A 23,908-nucleotide genomic window follows, 5' to 3' on the forward strand; every position below is an offset into this window, starting at 1 on the left:
TAATTTTCAATTAGGATATCGTATTTTGTCGAGGCTCTTATACCAAAATCACCTGTACTTCTTTCTGCAAAGACTTTTAGTATAAACTCTCTTTTTACTTTTTCGATATTGATTATACTTTCAATCCGTAATGCAATTTTTGCAATGATATAGTTAGCGTTTTTCAATCAAATAAACTCCCAGTTCCACTTCCTGTGAAATACTCTGGGGCATATTTACTAATAACAAAAAACTCCTCTCTGTAATGAGGATTATTTATAGATTTCCCCAAAGCGGTTAGGGAATTAAAAATCAACTTATCAATAGAATCCTCAATGTCTTTAGGAAGCATAATATAATCAATAGTTCCTGAATCATAATGGTCATATAAAGTCTTATACCCTTGTAACCCCACAGTGGAATTATTGTTTTTGAACTTTGATGATAAATGGGCTTTGAAATATCGGACGCCATTATAATCATAAAAAATTCCAATAATTGCCTGATTAGGAATCAACAATAATCTCTTCAATGTTTGACCTGCGTACAAACCATTCTTATATTCCAAGCGATTTCGACGTAAAAGGCTTTCTACCGTGACTTTGTTGATATTTCCGTCTTCATTGTAACAAATTAATAAATGTCCCTGTTGAAACTCCTCCTTAATGGGAACTTGATATTTATAATTATTATTAGGTACCGAGGTTACGCAATAGCCCCCGTTGTCATTTAAATTAAAATACCGAAGCCATTTTCCATTCCTCTTGTTATTTGTAGAAACCGATTTTGGATTAGGTTTTTCAATATTTTTTCTTGTGGGCTCTGCTGCATAGCTTCCCGCACTAATAATCTTTTGCTCAGGGACGTCTGTACTTTCTTCTTTCTGAGTTTTCTCGCGAGACTTGACTTTTCCTTCCTTCACCCCTTGTGCGCGATTTAATATGCTTTCCTTATACCTGTCCAACTTTTCTTTAATTTCCTCCTGTGTCAGAAAGCTTAAAACCGTTAATGCTCCTATTTGATTAAGAGCTCTGCTCGTTTGCTGGGCCACGGCCTCCGATCCTATTCTTTTTCCGTCTCGCGATGCATCTTTGTTCTCATTGTAAAAATCCAACAACGCAAATATCGTAGGTTGATGACGTATAAATTGATACGTCCCTACGTTCTTATCCCGCAAGTTACGGTCGGAAAGAAATATTTTTGTATAATGATATTTGTCGGAAGGATTATCGTCATTAATGGTTAAATGTACTGACCACCATAACCCTGCAATTGGCGATTTGATTAAATTATTCTGTGACGGCTTCAATGCGAGGAAAAAACGCTCAAAACGTTCCGATAATTTTCCCTCATCATCTTCATCCTTGTGCTCTATCCATCGCCTTTTAATATAGCTGAAGAAGTATTTCAAATTGAAATACACCCAATAAAGATTATCTGAAGCCATTTGAGGATCCAAAGGAAGAGATTCGTACAGTATCTTGGCTAACTCAAATTCATTTTTAGGTTCTGTTTCAAATTGGTGATAAAATGAAGTCAAAGTGTGTTGTGAGATTGACGGATATTGAACATCACGAACTTCAATGCTGGTCATATCAAATTCATGTCCATCTAAAATCGCTTGAATATTTTCACGAAAAGATTTTCGTAATTGCGTTAAGCTTTCAATTGTAATCCTTTTACTCATCTTTTTCAATTTTAGCTGTATTTATCAAGTAATGTGCAAAGGTTAAACTCGGCTCCTGCAATATGTGATTCACCAAACTTAAATGATCTTCAGGGTCAGGATAATCCTTATCACCTCCCGATAATAGTACCCATCTTTTATGAAGCTCTTCATACCAGGCCAAGTGGTTGCTGCCCCCGTTCTCTACTAATAATTGACAAGCTTCCAGTAGCGCAACTTGTGCAAGTTGAGAAGCGAGAAAATGTTTGATTTCAGGTCGGTTCTTCATTTTAACGAGTTCCTTATAAACCTCCTCGGGAAGTTGAATTTTTATAGTGTGAGAATTAAATAAATAGCTGATATCTTTAGCCTTACTCACTTCAAATTCGATCAAACCTATTCTACTCTTATCTATTTTGTATTTATGTGAACCTAAATGAGCCAACGGCATTCCTTTTTCAATTCTTTGACCGTCTAAAGGAATGGGCCGTTTTGCGACAATCATTGTGTCTATTTCAAAATTTACACCTACTGCTTTTTTAGGAATTTTGAAATTCAAACTCTTATCTTCAATATCTTCAGATATAAAGCACTTTCTGTACATAGTAGCAGAACAATTAACCTCTGCCACTAGATTAATATCGGTAAAGCCTATTCCCGAAGTTCCATTGATAAAAACAGAATGGACAGCTGGAGGTAACGAAATTTCGTATTCATAAAAATCTTCTGACGGATTTCCATTTATTCTTAGCGAGTGCTTTAAAACATCGTAGGGAAATTTGACTGAATATTTCATATTATTTATTTAATAGAATTTATAGCAGGCGCAACTAAATATGGGGTGGAAAATTTTATTCCACGAATGCTATTTTCTCCTTTCTTCACGTCTATAATCACAGTATCATTTTCAAAATCATATTCATCGAGTTCAACGATCTCCACAGAATCTCTACTTGATTCCGTTGCGATTGAGAATTTAATCTTTTGTTTTCTGATAGTCTTGGATGAGGTAAATTCTACATCATAAATATATTCTCCACCCTTCTGTTTTACAGAGAATTTGTGATGGGAAATCAAACGATCCCGTGGTTCTGGATCAGGATCTGGAGTAGATTTTTTTGGTCCTGCATCAGGTTTATTATCTTTCGTGGATCCAGGAGTTCGTTCAGTAAAGCTGAAAATTTCATTTAGATCATCAAGCCCAAAAGAATCGGAATCGTCCACGCCTGCATAATTTCCAAAGGATTCCGTAATAAAATCTTTGATAGCGCGGATTGTCTCTCGAGCATCGGCTTTCCTCTCTGGATTAATATTCGGATTCCATTCATCGTGAGCTTCATTTTCTATATCTTTAAGAAAAACGTTACCCTTAGGATCATCACATAAAAACACCCCGGCGTACCCACTGTACAGATTATCCTCCTTGTAAATCAACATTTTTGTCTTTCGAAATCGAGCTACAGCGCCAAGATTAAATTCATCATTTTTATAAAGCCAAAGACTACATTCCCCAATGTTCGGAATCCGCTCATTATATCGCATTCCTTTATTATAGGTTTCGTAATATGGCCTTGGGTTTTGATTAAGACCGGTTTTATGGTCTTTAAAGCTTGGAAAATGATCGGTCATTAATACCTCCAGATTCTCAGAACTAATAACCTCATCTTCAACCTCAACGAGCAATTGATCTGTAGCAACTGCAAACCAATAATTCCGCAAAACCTCGGTAATAACCTTCTTTTTGAAATCACCAGCACCCTGCCAAGATCCCAGAATAAATATGGAAGTGCCTTTTTCGTACCGTCTAAATCGGAGAGGAACATCTGCTTCATCAACTACATCCGTAGTTCCAAAATAACCTTGATATTTTAATTTCTGCGAGTCATCCAAAGGACTTTTGTGAGTTGAAATGCGGGAAGTTCCACGAAATCGCAAGCCTTCATCACTTTTCGAACTGATTATCATCGTCCTTAAAGCTGAACTTGCAAAATATGCAGCTTTACCCACTCCCTTACTTCCTTGGGAACCTGGATCATCCTTATGCGATTTAAAATCACCTTGGGTGAAATAAAGAAAGGACTTGGGATCCATTCCTTTCGTATTATAATCAGACACCTCAATATATTGATAGAAAAATTTATCGTTATCAATATGATTTAAATGGCGTTGAATTTCTTTATTTTCTGCTGAATTGTTGTCTCTGCTTTTACAAATTCTCAAATGATCTTCGATATCTCTTAAATTGGGAATTTCATCCTTCGCTACCTCCCCAGTTCTGATAATCACCTTAACTTGAGTATGCCCAGCAGTGTCATCCAGGGCATCACTGGAGTTCTGAATCCCCTCTCTTACAATAGATTGAATAGGATTTTTAGCGAAATTCTGAATCGCATTATGTATGAAGCCAACTATTGTGCTGGTTTCTTCCTGATGCTGTTCAAATTTCCAAGTATAGTTTTTCATAATATTCCAATATTAAATAATCTCCACTTTCAAATTCAATTTCAATTTATCCGAAATTTCATCTAAAATCTGTTTCTTCTGTTTCGTACTCGAATGGGTACAAACAAAATAACCTCCTTCAACCAAACGTTGCATATAAATAGAATCATCAGTCTCTGAAACCAAATCCACCCCACTTATTTTTAAGCCAAGTTCCTTTACTCGTAATGCTCCAATTCTTTCAATAGTTTTGAAAAAAGTATAGGCAGCATAACCTTCTCTGATTATTGTGCCATCAGGAAAATAAACAATCAGACGGCTTGGATTGGCAATGGAAAATTCTTGTTCCTCTTGAATATCGGATGGATCCTCAAATTCAGTATGAGAAACGGAAGTGGCATCTTCTATGTTGATAGAAGATGCCGAAGCTATTTCTCCCGACTGTTGATTTACCTCAATTTTTAATTCCTCTCTTGGGCGATACCAAATAACCAGTTTCATCTCCCGTCTCATTTTTCCAACAATGGGTTTAATGGCATCCGACAGAGACGGAATCAAATCATTGGCTAGAATTTCTTGTTCCACCCGACGCGTTTCTTCCATAAGTGTTTCCGGAATTTCTACCCCTAAATCCTTGAGATTTTGAATGGAATTATATAGCTTTTCAAGTTTGGACATTAGTTACAGATTTTAAAAAAAATAGAGACACTTAAACATTTATATTAGCTTCAATAGACAGCGCCTCGATTGTTTCAATAGCTCTTTTTAACTCAGTCTCAAATAACGGCGTTTCTATGTCGTAGTGAGAACTAGGATTTAGAATTCTATTCTTGTATTCTATTAGTTTAATTAAATTATTTTGATTCAATCCATTCGCCATGCCCTTAGTACGAAAGGCTTCTAACATTTCATGTAAGTTCTTTACTGAGTAATTAACATTAATTCTTTCTTGACGACTTAGATAAGCGTTACATAATTTCTCAGTTGCTTTCCTTAAACAATTAGCCGCCATTGAAAACTCTTTTCCATGATATAGCTGCCAAACTTTACTAATTTGATTTGTTTTTTCTATGATCAATGGTTTTGGAAACGTCCCAGAACTATCTTCAAACATTTCTAAATACTTCCAATTGGCAATCCCATTTTGTGCAATCTTAGATTTCGCTAATTCGTAAAAGAATCTATCGTGTGTGAGTAAAATTATTTGATAATCATTAACATAGTTATTTAGAATAATATCCAATAACACATCTCTATTGCACATATCTAAACTCAAAATCATATCGTCAATAACAAGTATTTTTAGATCAGCCGTGTATAATCTTGTTTCTAAGATTGCAAACCGTAAAGACAAACCAATCGCGGACCATTTGGCTTCATTTAAAAAAGTATGTGGTTTTTTAATAGCTGGATTTTGGATTCCTTCATATTCAGTAATAGAAATAATTATTTCGGGATCTGTCCACTTTATTTTATCATCAGTTGCTTGAAAAGTGGGAAATTTTTTAATTATGTTAAGCCCAATTTTAAAATTGTATTTAAAGTCATGATTGATTAAATCATTTGCCCTTGTAGTAATGTTTGTAAGAAATGTTTCTAGCCAAAAATGCCAAGTGACCCATTTTTGCTTGTAATCTCTATAATTACGATAAAATATCTTTTCTTCATCTGAAGGAGCATCTTGTAAAGAAGCTGTAGGGAATAATTGATTTCCATTTAAGTCTAAGAATTTAGTTGGACCTTCCTTTAAAGCTTCAAATTCAATTAAGCAGGGATCGCTACTCTTTTTAACATAAGGAAATACCTCTTCAAGAAACCAGTTCCAAAGGTTGTTTTTATTTGAATGTTTCGAACTATGAAGTTTAAACAGAACTCGATAGTTGATAAAATCCGAAGCCATATTACTTTCTCGAATATCTGTGTTGGCTCTGATTGACATATCACTACTTTTTCTTGAAACTCTATAAGTTTTTGGATTTCCTAAAGCATCTTTTAGAATTGTTTTTACATAAGTATTATTAGTGCCCGTTGCATGGATATTTACCAAACTCTCATCTCCAGTTTTTTTAAAGTATTTTCTTACTTCATCATCACTTTTTTTAAAGCTGCATTCTAAAAGTGTATAAAGAGCCCAATATATCGTAGATTTTCCACTTCCATTTTCTCCATAAACCAATAAATGATTACCATCAATTTTCAACAAAGGACTATCTCCTTCAACTTGTGAGAAAAACTTAAAATCATTAATATGTAATTCGTGAAGTTTCATCCTAAACCGTAGCTTCGTTTATACGCTTAATTATATGTGGACTCCGAGTTGTTGAAAGTAAAATCCTGTTCCTAATTTGATTGTCATTTTTATTTAAATTAATATACTGCTCTGCAATTATCTTCTTTACGCCAGTTGGTGAGCTCAAACCTTCAAGATGAGGAAAATCTATAAATTTCATTATATCAATTTTCTCCTCTTTCATGTGCTTCTCAAAATACAGTTCAAATGCCATCATATCTACAATACTTTCAAATAGATTGGAGAGAATTTCGTTACTAACCCTAGGGATAATAGACGTTTTTTCCTTTTTGATGAACAGAATGTAATCAACCAAAAGATTGAATTTATTTTCGGTTTGAGCATCAGGGTAATGAACAAACATTGGCTCCAATGCTTGTACGCTTATAATTTGATCACCGGTTCCAGTTTGAGGAGATGTTTTTAATAATTGGTATAGTCCAGGTTTTGAATTTAAAATGGCAGTTAAATATTTTATTTTTTCTCCAGTAGCAATACAGGTACTATCCAAAGAATAAATCTCTTCGTCTGAATAAGCAAAACGCATTATGGAGCCTATACGTTTCCAAATAACTTTTTCTTTCTTAAACTCATTTAAATATGCGCAGTTTCTTAAATTAAACGGCGTATCACCTTGGTCCTGTCTCCTTTTAACCGAATCCCATAATACCTTACTCTCCAAATGATTTTTTATTGAAGGATAGTCATTTATAGAAATTGGTTTTAAATTAATATCTTTTATACCATTATGAGTATTGATTAAAAAGTCATTACTCCATTCTGCATGATATCGCTCTATTTCTCTCCCTTTTAATATTGGCCGAATGATTTCTTCAGATTTTGGATCTTCTCTGACCAATTCATCTCGCTTAACTTGATCGATTATAAAAGCTTCATTGAATCCTGTTAAAACTCCTCTATAGATTTTTAAATCCCAATCTTTTAAAGGTTTGCCAAATTTTTCAAAACCTTTTGAAATAATTAAGTCAACCTCATCCGATACAATCCAAGCATTTTCATTCGGATCTTGAATAGGAATAAATTCTTGTTCATTTAAAACCAGTATATCCTTTCTCTTTTTTATTGAAATTCCCTTGACATTATTGGTAAAGGGTTCATTTTTCCCTACATATATATTAGTATCGACTGTGGCACTATGAAAGATATTTGGGCCGAGATTTATTATTTTTGATGTATTAACTTTAGTAAAATATTTCCTCAACACTTTTCCATATCCTCCTTTCATCCATTTATTTGAAGTGATAAAAATTAAGGTTCCTTTTTCCTTTAGTAATTGAAATCCCTTTTCGTAAAAAACACAATAAATGTCGCCAGTTCTTGCAAATGTTTCAAACTTCTCTTTTTCTAATTCTAACTTATCCTTTTCATCCATTTTCTGAATTTGATAATATGGTGGATTTCCAATCACAATATCAAACCCATACGCATTTGCAATTTCTTCATTAAGGACTTCTGGAAAATCGAGCTTCCAATCAAAAAACCGTAAAGGAACCTCATCTAATGTTTTAGCATGCTCTAAACGTTTAATATGATCAAGCCAGCTTAATGTTTCTAAATACACTTTCGTGTCATTTTGAAATTGCAATTTATTTCTGTTTTGATAATCCGTTATTTTTGGCGCTTTAGTGACATTTTGCTTTTCTATCATTATCTCTAATTGGATAATTAAAAGCTCAATCTTTTTGTTTCTAATTTGTAATGCAATAACTTCTTCGTCACTATTTGGATCAAAAGCTTCTTTCTGCAAATCAGTAATTTCCCTAAGCAATTCGAGTTTTTGTTCAGTCTTAGGACCAGTAAAAAAGCCTTGATCTTCCTCCTTGGCTTTCCAATTAATATTAATAACTGTATTTTCTAATTTCGGCACCAAACTATCTCCCACTACAATTTTATAGTTTAAATGAGGTAGAGGTCGAGGAGTTTCATCTTCAATAACCAAGGATAACCAAAAACGTAAACGAGCAATGTCTACAGCACCAGGTTCTATATCTACACCATAAATGCTGTTTTGGATAATATTTTTCTTAACGGTATGTGGTTCCCAACTTTCACCCGCCATTTTCCAGACTGCACCTACACGGTCAGGACTTTCATCGTGTAAATTCTTAGTCATTGTAAATATCTCATTGAGCAAACCCATAGGGAAAGCTCCTGAACCAATTGCGGGATCACATATTTTCACTTCTTTTAATGCGGTGGCTATTTCTTTATCAAACTTGGCAATTTTGGCAGTTTCCTTTTTCTCAACAAATGATGCAATGGTTTTTTCAAGTTCATTACTTTCAGCTTCATTATTTGGCCATAAGCTTTGCTTTTCTAAATAGGTTTTTAAGTATTCCTTTAAAGATTCCTGACACATATAACGCACAATCTCCTTTGGCGTGTAAAAAGCACCTTTGTCCTTGTTGTCTTCCAATAGATTTTCAAAAATATGACCTAGCATTTCAGGGTCTATCCCTACCTCTTTATCGTGGGCATCATTTTCGTCTATGGTAAAGTTGTATTGGTTAAAGAAATTAAAGAGGCTTTCTAACACTGGCGCTGGAAAGTCAATTTGTTGTTGCTTATTGCTATCGGGTTCAAAAAGACCTCCACTCAAATAGGGGATTTTTTTATCTATTTGCACCCAAATGTCGTTGGGCCGTTGCGTATTTAAAGCATCATAAAATAATGGGTTTAAGAATTGGGTAACAAATTGACCAGCGCTTCCACCGTCCATTGCTTTTGTAAAAGCATTATCTAAAAACTGGTACTCTCCTTCCTTCCAATCTTCTCTATCACTTGGAACCCCGAGCCAGCCTTTCTTTTCTATAAATTTTAAAAATACCAAACGTCCCATAAAACGTTTTACGTAATTGCGAACTTCAGCATCTTCTTTTTCAAAAATTGTAATGTAGTGATAAGGAGTTTGATTTATTTGCCCTACCAAAGCTTCGAATTGCTTGATGTACTCGCTAAAAAAGAGTTTGCTTACGGCTTCAACATTAAAAGCACTTTCTAGATCATCTAGATTTAATTCTTCTTTATCTTGTATGGAAGCTAGTTGTATTGCGGCAGTTCGACAGGGCTCGTTTTCACCTAATAAATACGTATAGCGTTTAGCATCTGTGCTGCGCTCAATAAATTCCTGCTTATTTTCGTCATAATCTGTGGCATAGGATGAAAATGTTAGGCGATAATATCCGGTGTCCTTTTGGAAAATTGCCAAAACACCATCTACTACATTTTCTTCTATAGTACTGCTTATAATCTGATTGAGCCCTGCCCTGTTATTTCGAAGATTTACATCGTTTGCAACATTAAGTTCATAAAGTGCGATGATTTTACCATCATCCAACTGTAAATTGCCCAACTGTCTGAAGGCCTCTATTTTTTTATCCTTTTTTTCTACATCTTGAGGGACCCTAAACAGTTGTACTTTACCTTTAAACACATCTGTAAGTAATTCTTTCCACTCATCGCGATTATACCGATGATTTAGATGTTGTTGTATTTCCTTTTCGGTCTTTTTCATATCACTTGGTGTGTATAAAGGTTTCTGAAATAATGATTTCTGGGGCATATTGCTCCATAGATTTTATTGCAATTGCTGGATCCTCAGTTTTTTGCATCTTCAGCGGATATTGTTGTAATATTTTAATTAGAGCTTCCAATTCTTGAATGTGCGGTACGGGTGTCTTCTTTACAGCACGTTGTAGTTTATTTACATCGCGTTGTAACTTTTGAAACTTGCCGACGGATATTGCTTTTATTGCCGCTTTCATCAATACTTTTTCCTCTTCTGAAATAAAGGGTAATTTCAACCGCTGACTAATAAATGCTTTTGCTCGTTTTTCATTTGGCCCTTGAGTGGTATCTACCGCTTGGGGAGATACTAAATCACTCATTATCTTTTCCTTAAAGTCTGTGTGGGCAATCTGAACTTGCTTATGATGAAAATCTGGCAATGGCACTGCTTTTTCTGGAGGATCGCATCTAAACTCGTTTGCGGTTTCAACAAATGATAATTCGTCTATACTATTATCTGCTTTAATCCAATAAAAAGCGTCACGACGTTTATTGCGCATAAAGCAGATAGTATTTTTATCCAATATCTTTTTATTCCTTGCAACACGCGCACGCAATGGCATATTTTTCATCTTCCTAAATTCTTCGGGATGATCCTTTTTAAACTTGCGCAATTCCATTAAAAACGCAAGTCGCTCATCTTTGGATTCGTCCATATCCTTCTCAAAAAGTCCAAAACTTTGCGTTTCTTCATCTGGAGAATAGATCTCGCTATCTTCACCCAAGGCACTATGAAAAGCTTGAAGTTTCATAATAGCTCGTTTCTCCAACTCTATGTCGTTATTAACCTTAGCCGTAGGATAAAAATTATAGATATGTACGCTACTCGCTGTACTACCAATTCGGTTTACCCTACCTATACGCTGCATCAGGCGTGTGGAGTTCCACGGTGTATCATAATTTACAATAACATTACTACGATGTAGGTTTATTCCTTCGGCAAGTACCTCTGTAGCTATAATGATATTAAAATCACTTTTATAATTTCCGCGTGGAATATTGGCATCAAAATTTTCACGAATAACGTTTTCAAGCTTATTCCGGTTATCACTCGTAACTTCCAGTACACCTTTTATACCTGCCTCTTCAAGTTTTTCTCTCAAATAGTTAGTTGTGTCCATAGCTTCTGAAAAAATAACAAGCTTTCCGGTTTTATTTACTGGTGCTACAAGCAACTCCTCTTTTAGGCGTTTTAAAAACTCATCTAACTTTGGATCAACCGTTACTTTTTGCCATTTTTCATTTAACGGTTTTAATAAATCGTAATCCTTTTTTAATATTTCAATAAATTCATCTCTAAATTGGTCTGGTTCAGTAATTGTAATGGATGGATCTGTTAGTTGAAGATCTAATAGCTTGGCCAATAACTCTTCTTCTCTACCGTCAATTATATATTCATTCACTTTTTGATTGGGTGCTATATAAACTGTTCCATTCTCAAACATATCTACCATAATCTTGGTAGCTTCTGTGAATCTATCTAAGGATTTTTTGAAGGCAAAGAAGCTGCTGTCTAGCCTTTTGACAAGAAGTGTGCGCATTAATTTTGCTAATGCTGTGGATGCTACGTCGGCATTTTTGTATTTGCTGCGTAGTGGTTCCTTTAAATATTTAATCGCCTGATAACGGAAGTATTTAATGCCATATCTTTCATTATCCAAAAGTCGCATCGTTTCATCATAGAGATTATCCAAATCTTCGTCTAATTGATAAAAAATCTTTTTTGGTTTTTCTATATCTGGAAAACGAATTCCTTGCTTTTCGAGATCCGCTGAATATAGCTCGTGCTCCTTTAAATCGCTTCTTGTTCTACGTATGGTTAGGGGCTTAATTACTTTTTCACGAATTTCTTTATAAATATGTTTCACTCCGTGTTTTACAGCTTCAACATCGCGCTCATTCTTAAGAGCTTTGTACCGGTCTATGCGTTGTCGAAAGAAATGTTGCAAGTTTGCAACCTCTAAGGAGCTATCTTTTGAGTCTTGGAAAAGATAAATTTGGTTGGCAATATCCTCTGGTCTATTATTTAAAGGTGTTGCTGAAATTAGCATTACCTTCTTCTTTTCAAAGCTGCCGTCTTTTAAGCGGTGGTTTGTTGAAGTTTTGCAAATCTTTTGGAGTTCATTATATGCTTCGGCACTATCATTTCTAAATTTATGTGCTTCATCTACAATTATTAAATCGTATTTTTTTGCATTGGTTATCTTGTGTAAGCTACCGTTTGTAATGATTCTGTAGTTCTGAAGACCAAAGAGATCTAATGTTTCCACCCAATTCTGTTTAAGTGCTGGCGGAACAATAATCAAAGTGTTGGTAATATGTGACGGAAAACCATTTGTATAGAAAAACTCCTTTGCTATCAATGTTCCAACAACCGTTTTCCCCAAACCTACTACATCACTTAAGAAGAATCCATTGTGGTCTCGCAATAATTTTAATCCAGATTTTACAGCATCAGTTTGGTAATTAAGGCGCATAAAACCTTCTGGTAAGTCATCGATTGTATTTGGATCAAACTCAACACTATTGCCGAAGTATTCAATTAGAAACTTGATATAAATTTCGAATGGAGTGAATTCATCGTTGAGATAGGTTTGCTTTTTAAGTTTAGTAATCTCAAATGGCAATATATGTACCCCTTCAATCCATAGCCTTTCAAATTCTTCACTAGCAAATTTTACATCATCGTAATCTTGTAGCTTTACGTTAAACTCATAATTGAATTGATTGGCATTACTGCCAAGACCGGAATCTGTCAAATTGGATGAACCTGTTATTACGCTTCCTGACCTATGCTCATTCCAATTTTCAGGCTTGAAAATGTAGATTTTGGCGTGTAGCTTTTTAGAAGGATGCGCCTTTACCTCTATTTTTTTTGTGCAGATATCCTCTATAAATTGCAGAATACCATCTTCAACCTCCTTTGAATATTTAGCTGTTTGAATATCCTCCTTTGTTTTAGCTAAAAAATTCTTTAAAGTCTGATTTGCATCACCTTGAAATAGAAGACCTTTAGTTTGATAATGGGAAATTAGAGCATCAACATTTATTCCAACCAAAATGCGAATATTAGGAACATCGTTTAGCAACGGTCTTATTTTAAAATATCCCGACGCTCTAAAATATCCTACCAATGCATCAAAATATTCAATATCCTTGTTGTTATCGAATACCCCCTGAAATTTATTGAATAATGTGTTTTGGTCTTGGTTGGTAAAAAACTTTGTTGACATTAATTGGGTTTGGTTATGTTCTCAAATTTAATGGAATCTAGAATGCTTTCTTTACGGGAATCCTTATTCTAGCTAAGTTTGTATCAAATCCCCCAAATATAAGGTTTCTCTTGGGATTATTTTAACAATTGGAAGAGGTAATTGAAATACTCAATCATTTGGTTAGTTCTAGTATTCACGCCTTCTGAGAAAACGTCTTTTATATTCGTTAGACTCGTCAGAATCAACCTTTCTAATGCGGTGGCGAAAAGCCCGGGAACCGGAAAGAAATCAATTTCGCAGCTAATGTGAGAAATCGTGCCTCGGCTCCTTTCGACTCCGCTCTGGAACCAGCGCACGGGAACCATAGCAGGTTTAAAGTTTAGAACTTGGGTTCGATTTGTAATTGTCCTTGTCTCAGTCTAACATGGACTTGTTTAAATACAAAACTTCAACAAGGTATTTAGCGAAACCGATTATTTGGGATTTTCGAAATTCGGCATCACTTGCAAGTCGTTCTTGTATGGACTTTGGATAATGCTTATTAATAAAATGCATTAACCCTTGGTCATAGGCATTACAAATTCAGGATTCAGATCGGAGATTCTGTTGTGGTAGATGTTGCAGAAAACGATATTTTTGAGGTAGTAATTTAAGGTGACATAACTCCCCCCGCTAGTGCGCGAGTCCCCTCGCGTTCCTTCGTAAATGCAGATTCATTTACAGTTTAGATCTATAGCTGAGGAAACCCTAAAGGAAATCCGGATACCAACTGATAAATGCCGGCAACTGATAAATGGGTATACAAGATTTAAGAAATAAAAGCGAAGAGAAATAAATTATAAGTGGTTAGGGATTAAGGATTCGAAAACAATCCTGTCTTAAATAAATTTTGTGGTCCATTTGAAACCTTCCCGTTCCGCAGGCGGGTTTTACGATAAATTTTCGATAGGCCGATTTGACATTTAATTTTCAACCCCTTAACACATTAAACCTCCAGTAATATTAATAAAATGAGGTGTTTTGCAGAGATTAAGTAAAAACATTTAGGACGCTAATGATTGGAAAAGTAAATTTTTAAAAATGAATTTACGATTCTCAAATCCAAAATCAACAAAACCAAAATCAACGAATCCCAAGACAATTACGGATAGAGGTCATACATTAAGTTATTTAAGGCAAGAGTTTGTGACCGCGGCTACTGCCTCACAGCTTGGAAAACCAAGTGTTGCTCCCGAAGGTCTCGGGACGCACGGGAGCGGGGACTATGTGGAGAAAGTTGGATAGGTTTAAAAATATTATAATATTGAACACAATAAGACCGGCATTAAAACCTCATTTCACATATATTAATTATGATAACTTTCGAAACGACAGACAAAAAAGAAGATTTACACGCAATACTAAACTTGCAAAAAGACAATTTAAAGAAGAACCTTTCCAAAGAAGAGGCGGAAATGGATGGCTTTGTTACGGTAGATCACGATTGGGAAACGCTTATTGGCTTAACCAACATTGAGCCGCATATAGTGGCAAAAGAAAATGGTAAAGTGGTTGGATATGTATTGGCAATGACCAAAAAATCTCGATTTGATATTCCTTTGATTTATCCGATGTTTGATGAATTTAAAAAAATTCCTTATCGAGGAAAATCAATTGCCGATTTTAATTATATGGTCGTGGGACAAGCCTGTGTGCACAAGGATTATCGTGGGCAGGGATTGATTGAAGGATTATTTCATCAATACAAAACCGCTTTTTCTGATCGTTACGATTTTTCTATTACAGAAATTGAATCCAGTAATAAACGTTCTTTAAGAGCACATCAAAAAGTGGGATATGAAATTATACATTCTTATACCGACTCATCAGACAATCATTGGAATGTGGTGATTTGGGAGTGGCAAGAAAATATATAGGTTTTTACTTGCCTTTCTTTAATTTAATATTTTAATCATGATACCCCGCTCGTGCGCGAGTCCTCTCGCGTTCCTTGGTAATTAACTCCTCGCAGGTGCGCGAGTCCCCTCGCGTTCCCTACAACTTAAATTATTTTTCAACTCCCTATAAAGAAACGACCCAAACCGTAGTCCCTGAACGGAGATAAAGGGAGTCAAAGGGAGCCGATGGGCCACCCCAAAACCTATCCAAAAATAGCCCGAAAACGCTCTTCAATTCCCAAAACCTCTTCCTCAGTAAAATCATCAAACTCCTTTTCACTTTTATTCTTTGAAAGTATCCCCTTATTCTGATCTAGAACCTTGATAAGTAAGTCGACTTTAGTGTCTGGCAAGGAGAAATTACTGTTTATATAATGGGCCAGTCGATCGTATTTCCCCAAGTAATCCAATTCGGCAGGTATTATTTTTTCAATGGTTTCCGCCACGCAGTCATATAAAAATTCAGCCTGAACAGTGAGATCGTAATAGCGGTATAAATCAATTGTGTCATTTAGAATCCGAACGTTATGATCCTTTGTTGGTTCCCATTCCACTATATCAATTCTAGGCGAAGAGTAGGACTCCAAGGTGGATTGATATTACTATTCAAGATGGCCTCCATAAATAGTTATTCTTTCATCATCTAAATTGTGGATGATAAGAAAAGACGATTTTTCCCAATCACCCCATTCTCCCCAATTACCGTTATAATCCAAAAGTTTTATCGGGATTTCCTGTGTTCTGAATTTAGCGATATTTTGACTCATCGCAGAAATAGCGAATGAGATAAATACAACCAGAAAGATTGTATTTTTCATTATTGTATCCTTATAATTGTTCTCTTTAGTGTTTTAGCAAATGCTGAAACAGACGGTACGCCGCCCATTTATTTTCCACTCACTCATAATTTAAACCTGGACAAGGTAAGGCCGACCTTAACTTATCAAAACTAGAATTTCCAAAAAATAATGGCAAATCAAGACCTGATTTTCCCTCCTCTCGAATATCATTTTAGTATAAATGTTTTAATAATTTTATCTAAGTCCGATGGTAAGTCAGCAGTTTTAATTTCATATCTACCTACCTCCATCGCTTCAAACCAGTCAGTCCAATATTTCATAATAACCTCTTTTTCATATGGGTTTTTGGGGTCTGGATTAATACCCAAGACAAGAACTTCCAAATTGTGGAGATTTGTGGTAGCCGGAATGTATCCGTACTCATTTTTATCCATTTTCTCTTGCCAGGCCTTCGTGTTTAGGCCATAGTTGCGGATAACCTGGGGGGTGATATAGGAGGTCTTATTTCCTTCCTTCATTTTGGTATTCTCATGATAGATATATCCATCGGTAAAAATCACCAGTATATTTCTATGGTCCTCTTCAATAGAGTAATCTTTTACTTTATCCTTAAAAAACCTCCAAGTATCAGAACCAATAAAATTATTGTCATTTATAGCAAGGTCGTATATTTCCAATGGTTTGGATGCATAGGTGTTCTTAATTTCATCCAGAAGTTCCAAGGAGGCATTTTGTCTATTGATTAAAAATTTAAGATTTCTGGAAATAGCATTGACGTTATTATTTTGAGGTTCGGGGTCAAAAAACACTTGGATTTGATCGTTCATCTCTCTTACCTTTTTATTTCGCATATGCGTATCAAAGGCCTCCGAAACAGATTTTATATAGGCAACATCCCGCTCATAAAACTCCATTGACTTATTTGGATATTTCTTAGGGTCGATTCTATCTGAGAGGTCCAAGAGAAAACTAATATTTAAATTGGCGTCTCCAGCTTTTTTTATCACACTTGTATTTGCGGGTCCAGGAGTCTTTTCGTTTTCTTTTTTATCTTCCTTGCACGAAAATATTGAAAGCACTGCCAAAAACACAATACACTGAATATATAGATTTTTCATATTTTTAATTTTTTGTAAACACCAAGTTTTGATAGTCCATCCCATTTAGATTTAGTACTTGAAGGTGTTTTTCAGCGATTATTTCACACTCTTGGTGCAATTGATCCAAATGATTTTGAGGGAATTTCAGCTCAGCATTTATGGATTGATACCATCCTTCAACATACTGATAATGATACAAGAGATATTCCTTTACAGGGAAAATGAAGCCATCAATTTTTGATTGAAGTTCAGAGATAACACCATTGATAGTGGTAATGTCTTTCCTTACTTCTTCCATCTGGGTATTCAAGTCGGTCTTTTTTTGAATCGCATTCTTTATCTCTGCCTGCTTGCCTCTTATAAACGACTTAATTTTATCGACGTTTTCATATTCCTTCATAACGAAATCAAAGACGAGGCCCCAAATAACGTACACGATAAAACCCGCGAAAATTATTCCCCAAAAATTGACACTTTGTACAGCGTCTGTGGGAGTGAATTTATCTCCCAAAACGGCATTAAACAAAAAGATTTTCTTTTCAATTAAATAGGCAAGAATCACGTCGAACAGGAAGGTAAGAACAAATAAAAACACGAGCTTTACAATTGCCAACCATCCCTTTGTTTTTTGAAACATGTGAACTAAATAACCCAATCCCATGAAAACAAAGGGAATGGTACCGACAAAAACAGCCTCCAGCCAACCGTCATTTATAGCCTTACCCAGTGCATCAGCATCAAAAATTGCTGCGGTTAAACTACCTGTTTCAAAATCCTTAAAAAATGCGGAGTATGATGCAGATATATAAAAAACAAAAAGATAAATTGTTATTGGCAGTAAAAGGAACAGGCCTATGTAAAATTGGGCTTGTGGCCTCTTATTGGCATCTATCCCATATTTATCCGGATTCTGCTTTATGTCGACTATTTCAAACCTATGTCCTTCAATTTCCCTTTCGATCTTTTTAGTTGTTTCTTCATAAATAGAGAGTGCAGTTTCTTTCTTTTTTAATGAAGTACGCTGCCTTTCTTACTCCTCTATATAAGGTTGCTTTAATCGTCTCTGCTCATTCAGCTGTTTCCTGCAAAGCTCCTCAAAACTATTGTAAAGATTATTCAAGGCAACCCCAAATGTGGTTGGATTTCCATTAGCTTTCTTAGATGCACCATAACCACTTTGGTAATAAGTAATTCTAATTTGCTCTCTCGCATCCTCAGTTTCATCCTCTACTGGTTTAGGAGCTACTTTGGTTTTTAGCTTAAATAATTTGTTGATTGCTGCCATAATTATGAATTGATATTATTAATGATTTCATCTTTTGGTAGACCTTCCTTGGCACTTTCCAATAAATAATCCGCCAGTCCGGTAATGTTCTCTTCCAAAAACTCAAACTTTCTGCAATATTTTTTCAAGGTGATATATTCATCATCAGTAACCTTTTTATCAGCCCAAATCATAACCGCTAAGTCATATAGATATTCGACCCTTTTTTCCAAAGAATCGGGGATGGTAGAATCGTGTGAAGGATTTAATAAAACTTCATTCAATTGCTCGGGGGTGAAGCCTCGTTCCTCGGCAAACTTATATAGCATTTGCAATTCCAGGACATCGAAGTTATCATCCGAAAATGCTATTTGGTACAATCTTAAAAAATGACTTTTTAGTTCTGCTGTTATCATAATTAAATATGGTTAAAGTTCTAACAAAGCAAATCTAAATCAACCATTTATATAATCTTTACGGAAAACCATATCGGCCATTATTTTTAGAAAAATGAAATTTAAATTTAAAATTAAATAAGCTCGGGGGAATCGGGAATTCTGGGGACAGTAAACAATTTAATAAGACAAAGGACCAAAAAACCACTGGAAAAAATTTCTCTTATAATCGTGGAAGAGGTCGCCTGAAATTCTGCTATCTTAGAACTTGACAAGAAGTGGGAGCGTTCAATGTGTACGTCCCTGATATAGGTTGACCATTTAAAGAGTGGAAAACTATGAAAGCAAATGTACGAAGTATTCGCAAGCAGCGTAAATACTCAATTGAATTTAAGAAAAGGATTATTGCAGATTTTGAGAGAGTGGTAAGTTTAGCGTACCCCAATTAGAGAAGTTTAATGGGTTGGAAACCATACGATCTATGGTTGGATCTACAAATTCTCTACCTTTAACGAACAAGGATTTAAAATTATAGAGATGAAAGACAGCAGCAACCAAAAAATGAAGGAGCTCGAGGCCCGTGTAAAGGAGCTTGAGCGCACTGTAGGCAGAAAGCAGATAATGATCGATTATCTTGAGAAGATGATGGAGATCGCCAAGGATGAACTTGACATCGACATTAAAAAAAACTTCGGCACCCCACAAACAACTGGTTCCGGGAAAGCAAACAAAAAATGAGTTTTTCCCTGAACAGTCTTTATAAAGAAGCTGGTCTGAGCAAGCAGGCCGTTGCCCAGTACGACACTAGGCAAAAGATTTTTGATAACAAAACAGCACAGCTGGTTCTTGAAGCAGACGAACTGCGTGAGTACCATTCAGGTTATGGGATGGATAGAATGTACTATACACTTAAGCCCGACTTTATGTGAAGGGATCAGTTTATAGAACTTATGATGGAACTGGGATATCGATTGAAGCGTAAAAAAAACTATAGAAAGACAACTATCTCTAAAACAGATTTCGGCCCATTTGGATGACATCTCGGAAAATCTTAGAACAATACTGCTCCCCTTTTGGGAAAATCTGGGCCTGGAACTTACAAAGTTTTATGTTACATTTATAGAAGTTGACAGTTTAACAGAGGCAGGAAGAAAGGTTTTGGAAGCGATTTCAAGACAAAGCGCACAATTCCATTGATGGTTATACCTGGCAACAAGAAAAAGCATTTGACGTTGCAAAAGATGCTGTTGATGAATTTTCAAATAGCAATTCCGGGATTATGGGAGCTGTTATCGCTACGGAAATGATGGGTGGCTTAGGAGGTGCAGGCGGGGTTATGCAGTCTCAATATAATTAACTCCCAATCAACAATCCAAAATCCACCCTCATTATGACCAAATAAGATGAAAGCTGTCCTTGATAGATTGAACTTTCGATCTCTACTGACGGTTTTTTAACCTCAACAATAAAAAGATTCCCTTTCTCAGCTGAACGAAAAACCAAATCTGGACTGATTCTGTTGGATGCGCCCAATTGAATACTTTCCCTCACGATAATTTCATTGTTGTATTCGCTCCATCCCAATTTTTCAAAGGAACGAATTACTTTTAATTCGAATAATTGCTCGCTAGTATTAGTTGGTAGATTTTCGGATAGAATATAACAGAGTTCATTCCATTTCTCCATTTTATTAATTTCTTTAGGTTGAGCTATTGAGTATCTTCTGAGATAGCTGGTATTTATTTAAATTGAATATTTCGTGATCTTATTCCCCAAAAATAACTCAAAACATGGTCTATTCTTTACGGGATTCCAGATTAAGGATAAAGTTGTATCGAATTCCAAATATAAGATTCTCTTAGGTATTTTTTAACATTTCAGAGAAGATATTATTGATCGCAATGGAAGTCTTGTAAAAGCACATACTCCAAATTTCTAACAGCCAACCATGATTTCTGATGCTAACCATCCATTAAATTGGATTTTAATTGAAAGCTGAATATTCTCTACCCTCAACACCCTGTCCTTTCAATATTTATACATATCAGTAACCACTTACTCCAACTGTAAACTGCCAATACAACCCAAACTCAACACTGAATACTAATACTGAATACTTACCGCTGAAAACTGAGCACACTGTATTCTTAACCCTCGCATCACTATACTCTCATTCCACAAACTACTCATAAAAAAACCGTCCCAATTCGTATTTGGGACGGCTTTTTACAGTTCAGCAGAAATCTACTGAATATTTTATTGTTAGAAGCTATATTTTAGGCTTGCGTTCCAGGTTCTACCATTTCCGTAGTAATAACCGTAAGCATCTTTTTGACCTAGATATACTTCATTGGTCGCGTTATAACAGTTGGCGCGAATGGTAAAGTTCTGCCCTCCAAAGTCAAATTGGTAGGTAATACCGGCATCTAGCAAGCTATAAGCGGGCAAACGCTCTGCTTGATAAACTTCACCTTTAATTGCAGACTTTGTAACATCCTTAGCATCAACCAAGCCGTACAAATCCGTATAGATATTATAGTCGGCATCAATGCTAAGACCGCCAACAATATTGTACTTAAATCCAAAACCGAAAGAGGTTTGTGGTGCGTTTCCAACTTTAGTACCAGTTAGGTCAACTTCACCTTCTTCCAAAACAACGTTGGTCTGGTCCTCTCTGGTTTGAAAAGGAGAAGATCCATCATATTTCCAGTTTCCGATGCTTCCAAAAGCTCTAAACATAAATTCACTGGAATATCTGTATTTCGCTTCATACTCAAATCCAGTATGAACTTGTGTAATGTTGGTGAATCGCTGATATCTATCAACTTGTTGAACTGGATCTGGGCTATCAGGATTTCCTTGTATAAACCCACCGCTAAGGAATCTATTTCCCCATTTAGTATAATAACCATTAAGATCTAAACTAAAGTTTCCACTTCTTAACTTATAACCTCCCTCTATTCCGGTAATTTCTTCGTTGTCAATAGCATTATCTCCAGAAAGAATGTAATTGGAGTTTCTGATATCGGAAAAAATGTTATCCAAGAAAGGCTGACGGGAATAATGTCCGGCGTTTACGAAAAGCGTGTTACCTTCAATAAAGGTATAACCTAATCCTCCTTTAATGTTATAACCGGTTTTGTTCACCTTATCAGATTTACCCAGACCGTTTACACCTTCTATTTCAGAACCTGTAGCACGTCCTTCTCTCTGGTAGCTTTGTGTAGAAACAGCTCCCTGAACAAAGGCTGAGAAATTATCAAGCTTATATTCTGCCTGACCAAATCCACCAAGGTAATTTATAAATTCGGTGTAGTCATAATTAAAACGCTGTCCTTCACTAGCAGAGTTGAACAATGCCGACCAAGGATTAGCTTTAAAAGTCTCGGAAATTACGTAATCCGGGCCTCTCATTCCACCGTATCCACGATCGTCGGCATAACCGGACAACCCAAGAAGATCGTTCATTTGGTACCAGTGGTTACCGGTATAAAAACGAGTATCCAATCCAACGTTATACGTGAAATTGTCACCTGCCCCACTTTGAAGGTTGGTAAGGAAACCGTACCAGTTATGATTGTTTACCGACATTCTTCGTACCAAAGAACCCCGACCATAGCTTCCAATTCCGTTTTCGGCCGAGGCAATGTTATTTTCTTCAATAGCGTCAAAGTCAACACTTCCATTGTCATCCCTTACTATATTTCGGCTACTACCTGCAGGACCTGTACCACCACCTCTACCCCAAGAGGCATAAAGAACGGAGGAAAGATTGGTCTTTTCACTAATGTTCCAATCCCAGTTAAGGTTGGCAATAGGCTTGTGATAATAGTTTCTTCTCAAAGTATATCTTTCACCGTGGTAAAATCCAGAGTTGTCATTGTACCTTCTTCCGTATTCATCATAAACCTCCAATTTCTTTGAAAAGTTCTGATCGTGAAACTGTGGTGCACCTGTCAATAGGAAATTGAATGAGTGCTTTTCATTTGGTACAAATCCAATTCCAATAAAATAGTTCTGGCCTTCACCCGCAGTTCCGTCAGCATATTTTCTATGCGCTTGCCAGTGGTCTAACAAGAAAGAATAAGCCCACTTGCCTTTTAGACCTGAATCGTAGCTAAGAGTTCCTTTTAGGTAGCTATCGTTACCTGTCATAAGACGTGCGAAACCACCTTGTTTTCTTCCAGCAGCACGTGAAACGATGTTTACAGTACCTCCTACAGAAGAAATAGCCAGTTTTGAAGATCCTAATCCTCTTTGTACCTGAACCACGTTTGCAACGTCGGACATTCCGGACCAGTTGGACCAATAAACCTTACCGTCTTCCATACCATTAATGGGCTGACCGTTTAAAAGGAAAGCTGTGTTGGTTTGGTCAAAACCTCTTAGAAACATTTGAGAATCACCAAAACCTCCCGATTGATTGCTGACATAAACGCTAGGAGTACTTTTTATAACCTCTGGAAATTCTACGTTACCCACTGCTTTGGATTGAATTTCCTGTGAAGTGATGGTAGAAACAGCTATGGGAGTTTGTCTATCCGCAGCCAAATCGATAACACCCTTTCCTACAAGTACAACTTCTGAAAGTGCATCGGCATCAACGTTTAATGCGATGGTTCCTAGTTCTGCCTTGCCATTAACGATGGTAAATGAAACTTTCTTTTCATCATATCCAATGTACGAAATAGAAAGCGTCCCAGAATTGGCTTTGGCTTCCAAAATAAAATTACCGTCAAAGTCGGTAATAGATCCATTTTGTGTTCCTACCTCAATCACGTTGGCTCCAGAAAGAGGCATCCGCCCATCCGAATCAACTACGGTCCCGGTAACTGTTCTTTGGGCGAACGTAGCTAATCCGACCATCAAAAAAACAAGCACTAAAATTTTTTTCATAATTAAAAGTTAAGGTTTTGAAATTTTCGACAAAAGTACAATCTTAATTATAAAACGGATAAAAAATCGAAGATAAAATTAGACGGAAATCAATTCAGATTTATCAATTCAGAATTCAGAATTATGAATTGAGAATTAAGAATTCAGAATTTTCTATTATTAGGCGGGTTGAAGGATGATCCGGATAGACTATGGGGAGAAGATGAAGTGAAAGATAAAGTGAAAATAAAGTTGAAATTTATTGAAATGGATTACCTCTACCTCTCCACTCCTGTGCTCCCTCGCGCTAAGAAGCTACATGGAATAATGAAAGAGGAAGTGGAAGTTGGGTTGAAG

20 protein-coding genes are annotated in these 23,908 nt (G+C 35.9%); 5 read left to right on the plus strand and 15 right to left on the minus strand.

Annotation, left to right across the window (positions count from 1 at the left end; all coding sequences use genetic code 11):
• Window positions 1-163: 163 nt before the first annotated feature.
• The 7 genes from EI546_RS03665 to EI546_RS03695 all read right to left on the minus strand — a co-directional run bounded on the left by EI546_RS03665 (window position 164) and on the right by EI546_RS03695 (window position 13,198).
• Window positions 164-1,666, minus strand: coding sequence for a DUF6339 family protein (locus tag EI546_RS03665; RefSeq protein ID WP_128249274.1), 1,503 nt, complete (start codon window positions 1,664-1,666; stop codon window positions 164-166).
• A complete protein-coding gene (locus EI546_RS03670) occupies window positions 1,659-2,441 on the minus strand; it encodes a hypothetical protein (protein WP_128249275.1) in 783 nt (260 codons plus the stop codon). Before EI546_RS03670 ends, EI546_RS03665 begins: the two co-directional genes overlap by 8 nt.
• Window positions 2,442-2,446: 5 nt before the next feature.
• Window positions 2,447-4,108 (minus strand): hypothetical protein, encoded by a 1,662-nt coding sequence (locus tag EI546_RS03675; RefSeq protein ID WP_128249276.1) that lies wholly within the window; start codon window positions 4,106-4,108, stop codon window positions 2,447-2,449.
• 12 nt (window positions 4,109-4,120) lie between these two features.
• On the minus strand, window positions 4,121-4,765 hold the full coding sequence (locus EI546_RS03680) for a hypothetical protein (protein ID WP_128249277.1): 645 nt from the start codon (window positions 4,763-4,765) through the stop codon (window positions 4,121-4,123).
• 31 nt (window positions 4,766-4,796) lie between these two features.
• Entirely contained in the window at window positions 4,797-6,356 is a 1,560-nt protein-coding gene (locus tag EI546_RS03685; protein WP_128249278.1) for an ATP-binding protein, read from the minus strand.
• 1 nt (window position 6,357) lies between these two features.
• Window positions 6,358-9,327, minus strand: coding sequence for an Eco57I restriction-modification methylase domain-containing protein (locus EI546_RS03690; protein ID WP_164905164.1), 2,970 nt, complete (start codon window positions 9,325-9,327; stop codon window positions 6,358-6,360).
• Between the two features lie 586 nt (window positions 9,328-9,913).
• Entirely contained in the window at window positions 9,914-13,198 is a 3,285-nt protein-coding gene (locus EI546_RS03695) for a helicase-related protein (RefSeq protein ID WP_128249280.1), read from the minus strand.
• A 1,062-nt stretch (window positions 13,199-14,260) separates the two neighbouring features.
• On the opposite strand from EI546_RS03695, the gene EI546_RS03700 reads away from it, so the two are divergent.
• Window positions 14,261-14,464 carry a hypothetical protein gene (locus EI546_RS03700; RefSeq protein ID WP_128249281.1) on the plus strand — a complete coding sequence of 68 codons (204 nt, stop codon included), beginning with the start codon at window positions 14,261-14,263 and terminating at the stop codon, window positions 14,462-14,464.
• 68 nt (window positions 14,465-14,532) lie between these two features.
• Window positions 14,533-15,096 carry a GNAT family N-acetyltransferase gene (locus EI546_RS03705; protein WP_128249282.1) on the plus strand — a complete coding sequence of 188 codons (564 nt, stop codon included), beginning with the start codon at window positions 14,533-14,535 and terminating at the stop codon, window positions 15,094-15,096.
• A 224-nt stretch (window positions 15,097-15,320) separates the two neighbouring features.
• On the opposite strand, the gene EI546_RS03710 is transcribed toward EI546_RS03705, so the two are convergent.
• The 4 genes from EI546_RS03710 to EI546_RS16420 all read right to left on the minus strand — a co-directional run bounded on the left by EI546_RS03710 (window position 15,321) and on the right by EI546_RS16420 (window position 17,654).
• A complete protein-coding gene (locus EI546_RS03710) occupies window positions 15,321-15,671 on the minus strand; it encodes a hypothetical protein (protein WP_205649755.1) in 351 nt (116 codons plus the stop codon).
• Window positions 15,672-15,719: 48 nt separating this feature from the next.
• Window positions 15,720-15,935: a hypothetical protein gene (locus EI546_RS03715; protein WP_128249283.1), complete on the minus strand. Its 216-nt coding sequence runs from the start codon at window positions 15,933-15,935 to the stop codon at window positions 15,720-15,722.
• 188 nt (window positions 15,936-16,123) lie between these two features.
• Complete coding sequence (locus EI546_RS03720) at window positions 16,124-17,035, minus strand: hypothetical protein (protein ID WP_128249284.1); 912 nt, start codon at window positions 17,033-17,035, stop codon at window positions 16,124-16,126.
• 4 nt (window positions 17,036-17,039) lie between these two features.
• Window positions 17,040-17,654: a hypothetical protein gene (locus EI546_RS16420; protein ID WP_240673148.1), complete on the minus strand. Its 615-nt coding sequence runs from the start codon at window positions 17,652-17,654 to the stop codon at window positions 17,040-17,042.
• A 37-nt stretch (window positions 17,655-17,691) separates the two neighbouring features.
• On the opposite strand from EI546_RS16420, the gene EI546_RS16570 reads away from it, so the two are divergent.
• Window positions 17,692-17,826 (plus strand): hypothetical protein, encoded by a 135-nt coding sequence (locus tag EI546_RS16570; protein ID WP_262707641.1) that lies wholly within the window; start codon window positions 17,692-17,694, stop codon window positions 17,824-17,826.
• A gap of 221 nt (window positions 17,827-18,047) precedes the next feature.
• On the opposite strand, the gene EI546_RS16425 is transcribed toward EI546_RS16570, so the two are convergent.
• Both EI546_RS16425 and EI546_RS03730 read right to left on the minus strand, forming a co-directional pair.
• Window positions 18,048-18,302 (minus strand): hypothetical protein, encoded by a 255-nt coding sequence (locus EI546_RS16425; RefSeq protein ID WP_240673149.1) that lies wholly within the window; start codon window positions 18,300-18,302, stop codon window positions 18,048-18,050.
• Window positions 18,303-18,304: 2 nt separating this feature from the next.
• Window positions 18,305-18,697, minus strand: coding sequence for a hypothetical protein (locus EI546_RS03730; protein WP_128249285.1), 393 nt, complete (start codon window positions 18,695-18,697; stop codon window positions 18,305-18,307).
• 516 nt (window positions 18,698-19,213) lie between these two features.
• Between EI546_RS03730 and EI546_RS16430 the strand changes: the two genes are divergently transcribed.
• Together EI546_RS16430 and EI546_RS03740 are read left to right on the plus strand one after the other, a co-directional pair.
• Complete coding sequence (locus EI546_RS16430; protein WP_240673150.1) at window positions 19,214-19,414, plus strand: hypothetical protein; 201 nt, start codon at window positions 19,214-19,216, stop codon at window positions 19,412-19,414.
• Window positions 19,411-19,605 (plus strand): hypothetical protein, encoded by a 195-nt coding sequence (locus tag EI546_RS03740; RefSeq protein WP_128249286.1) that lies wholly within the window; start codon window positions 19,411-19,413, stop codon window positions 19,603-19,605. The genes EI546_RS16430 and EI546_RS03740 overlap by 4 nt, the downstream gene beginning before the upstream one ends.
• A gap of 424 nt (window positions 19,606-20,029) precedes the next feature.
• On the opposite strand, the gene EI546_RS03745 is transcribed toward EI546_RS03740, so the two are convergent.
• Both EI546_RS03745 and EI546_RS03750 read right to left on the minus strand, forming a co-directional pair.
• Window positions 20,030-20,362, minus strand: a complete 333-nt coding sequence (locus EI546_RS03745; protein ID WP_128249287.1) for a type I restriction enzyme HsdR N-terminal domain-containing protein — start codon at window positions 20,360-20,362, stop codon at window positions 20,030-20,032.
• Window positions 20,363-20,938: 576 nt separating this feature from the next.
• A complete protein-coding gene (locus tag EI546_RS03750) occupies window positions 20,939-23,572 on the minus strand; it encodes a TonB-dependent receptor (protein WP_128249288.1) in 2,634 nt (877 codons plus the stop codon).
• Window positions 23,573-23,908 lie beyond the last annotated feature (336 nt).

The organism is Aequorivita sp. H23M31, from assembly GCF_004022485.1.
Taxonomy (GTDB): Bacteria; Bacteroidota; Bacteroidia; order Flavobacteriales; family Flavobacteriaceae; genus Aequorivita; species Aequorivita ciconiae.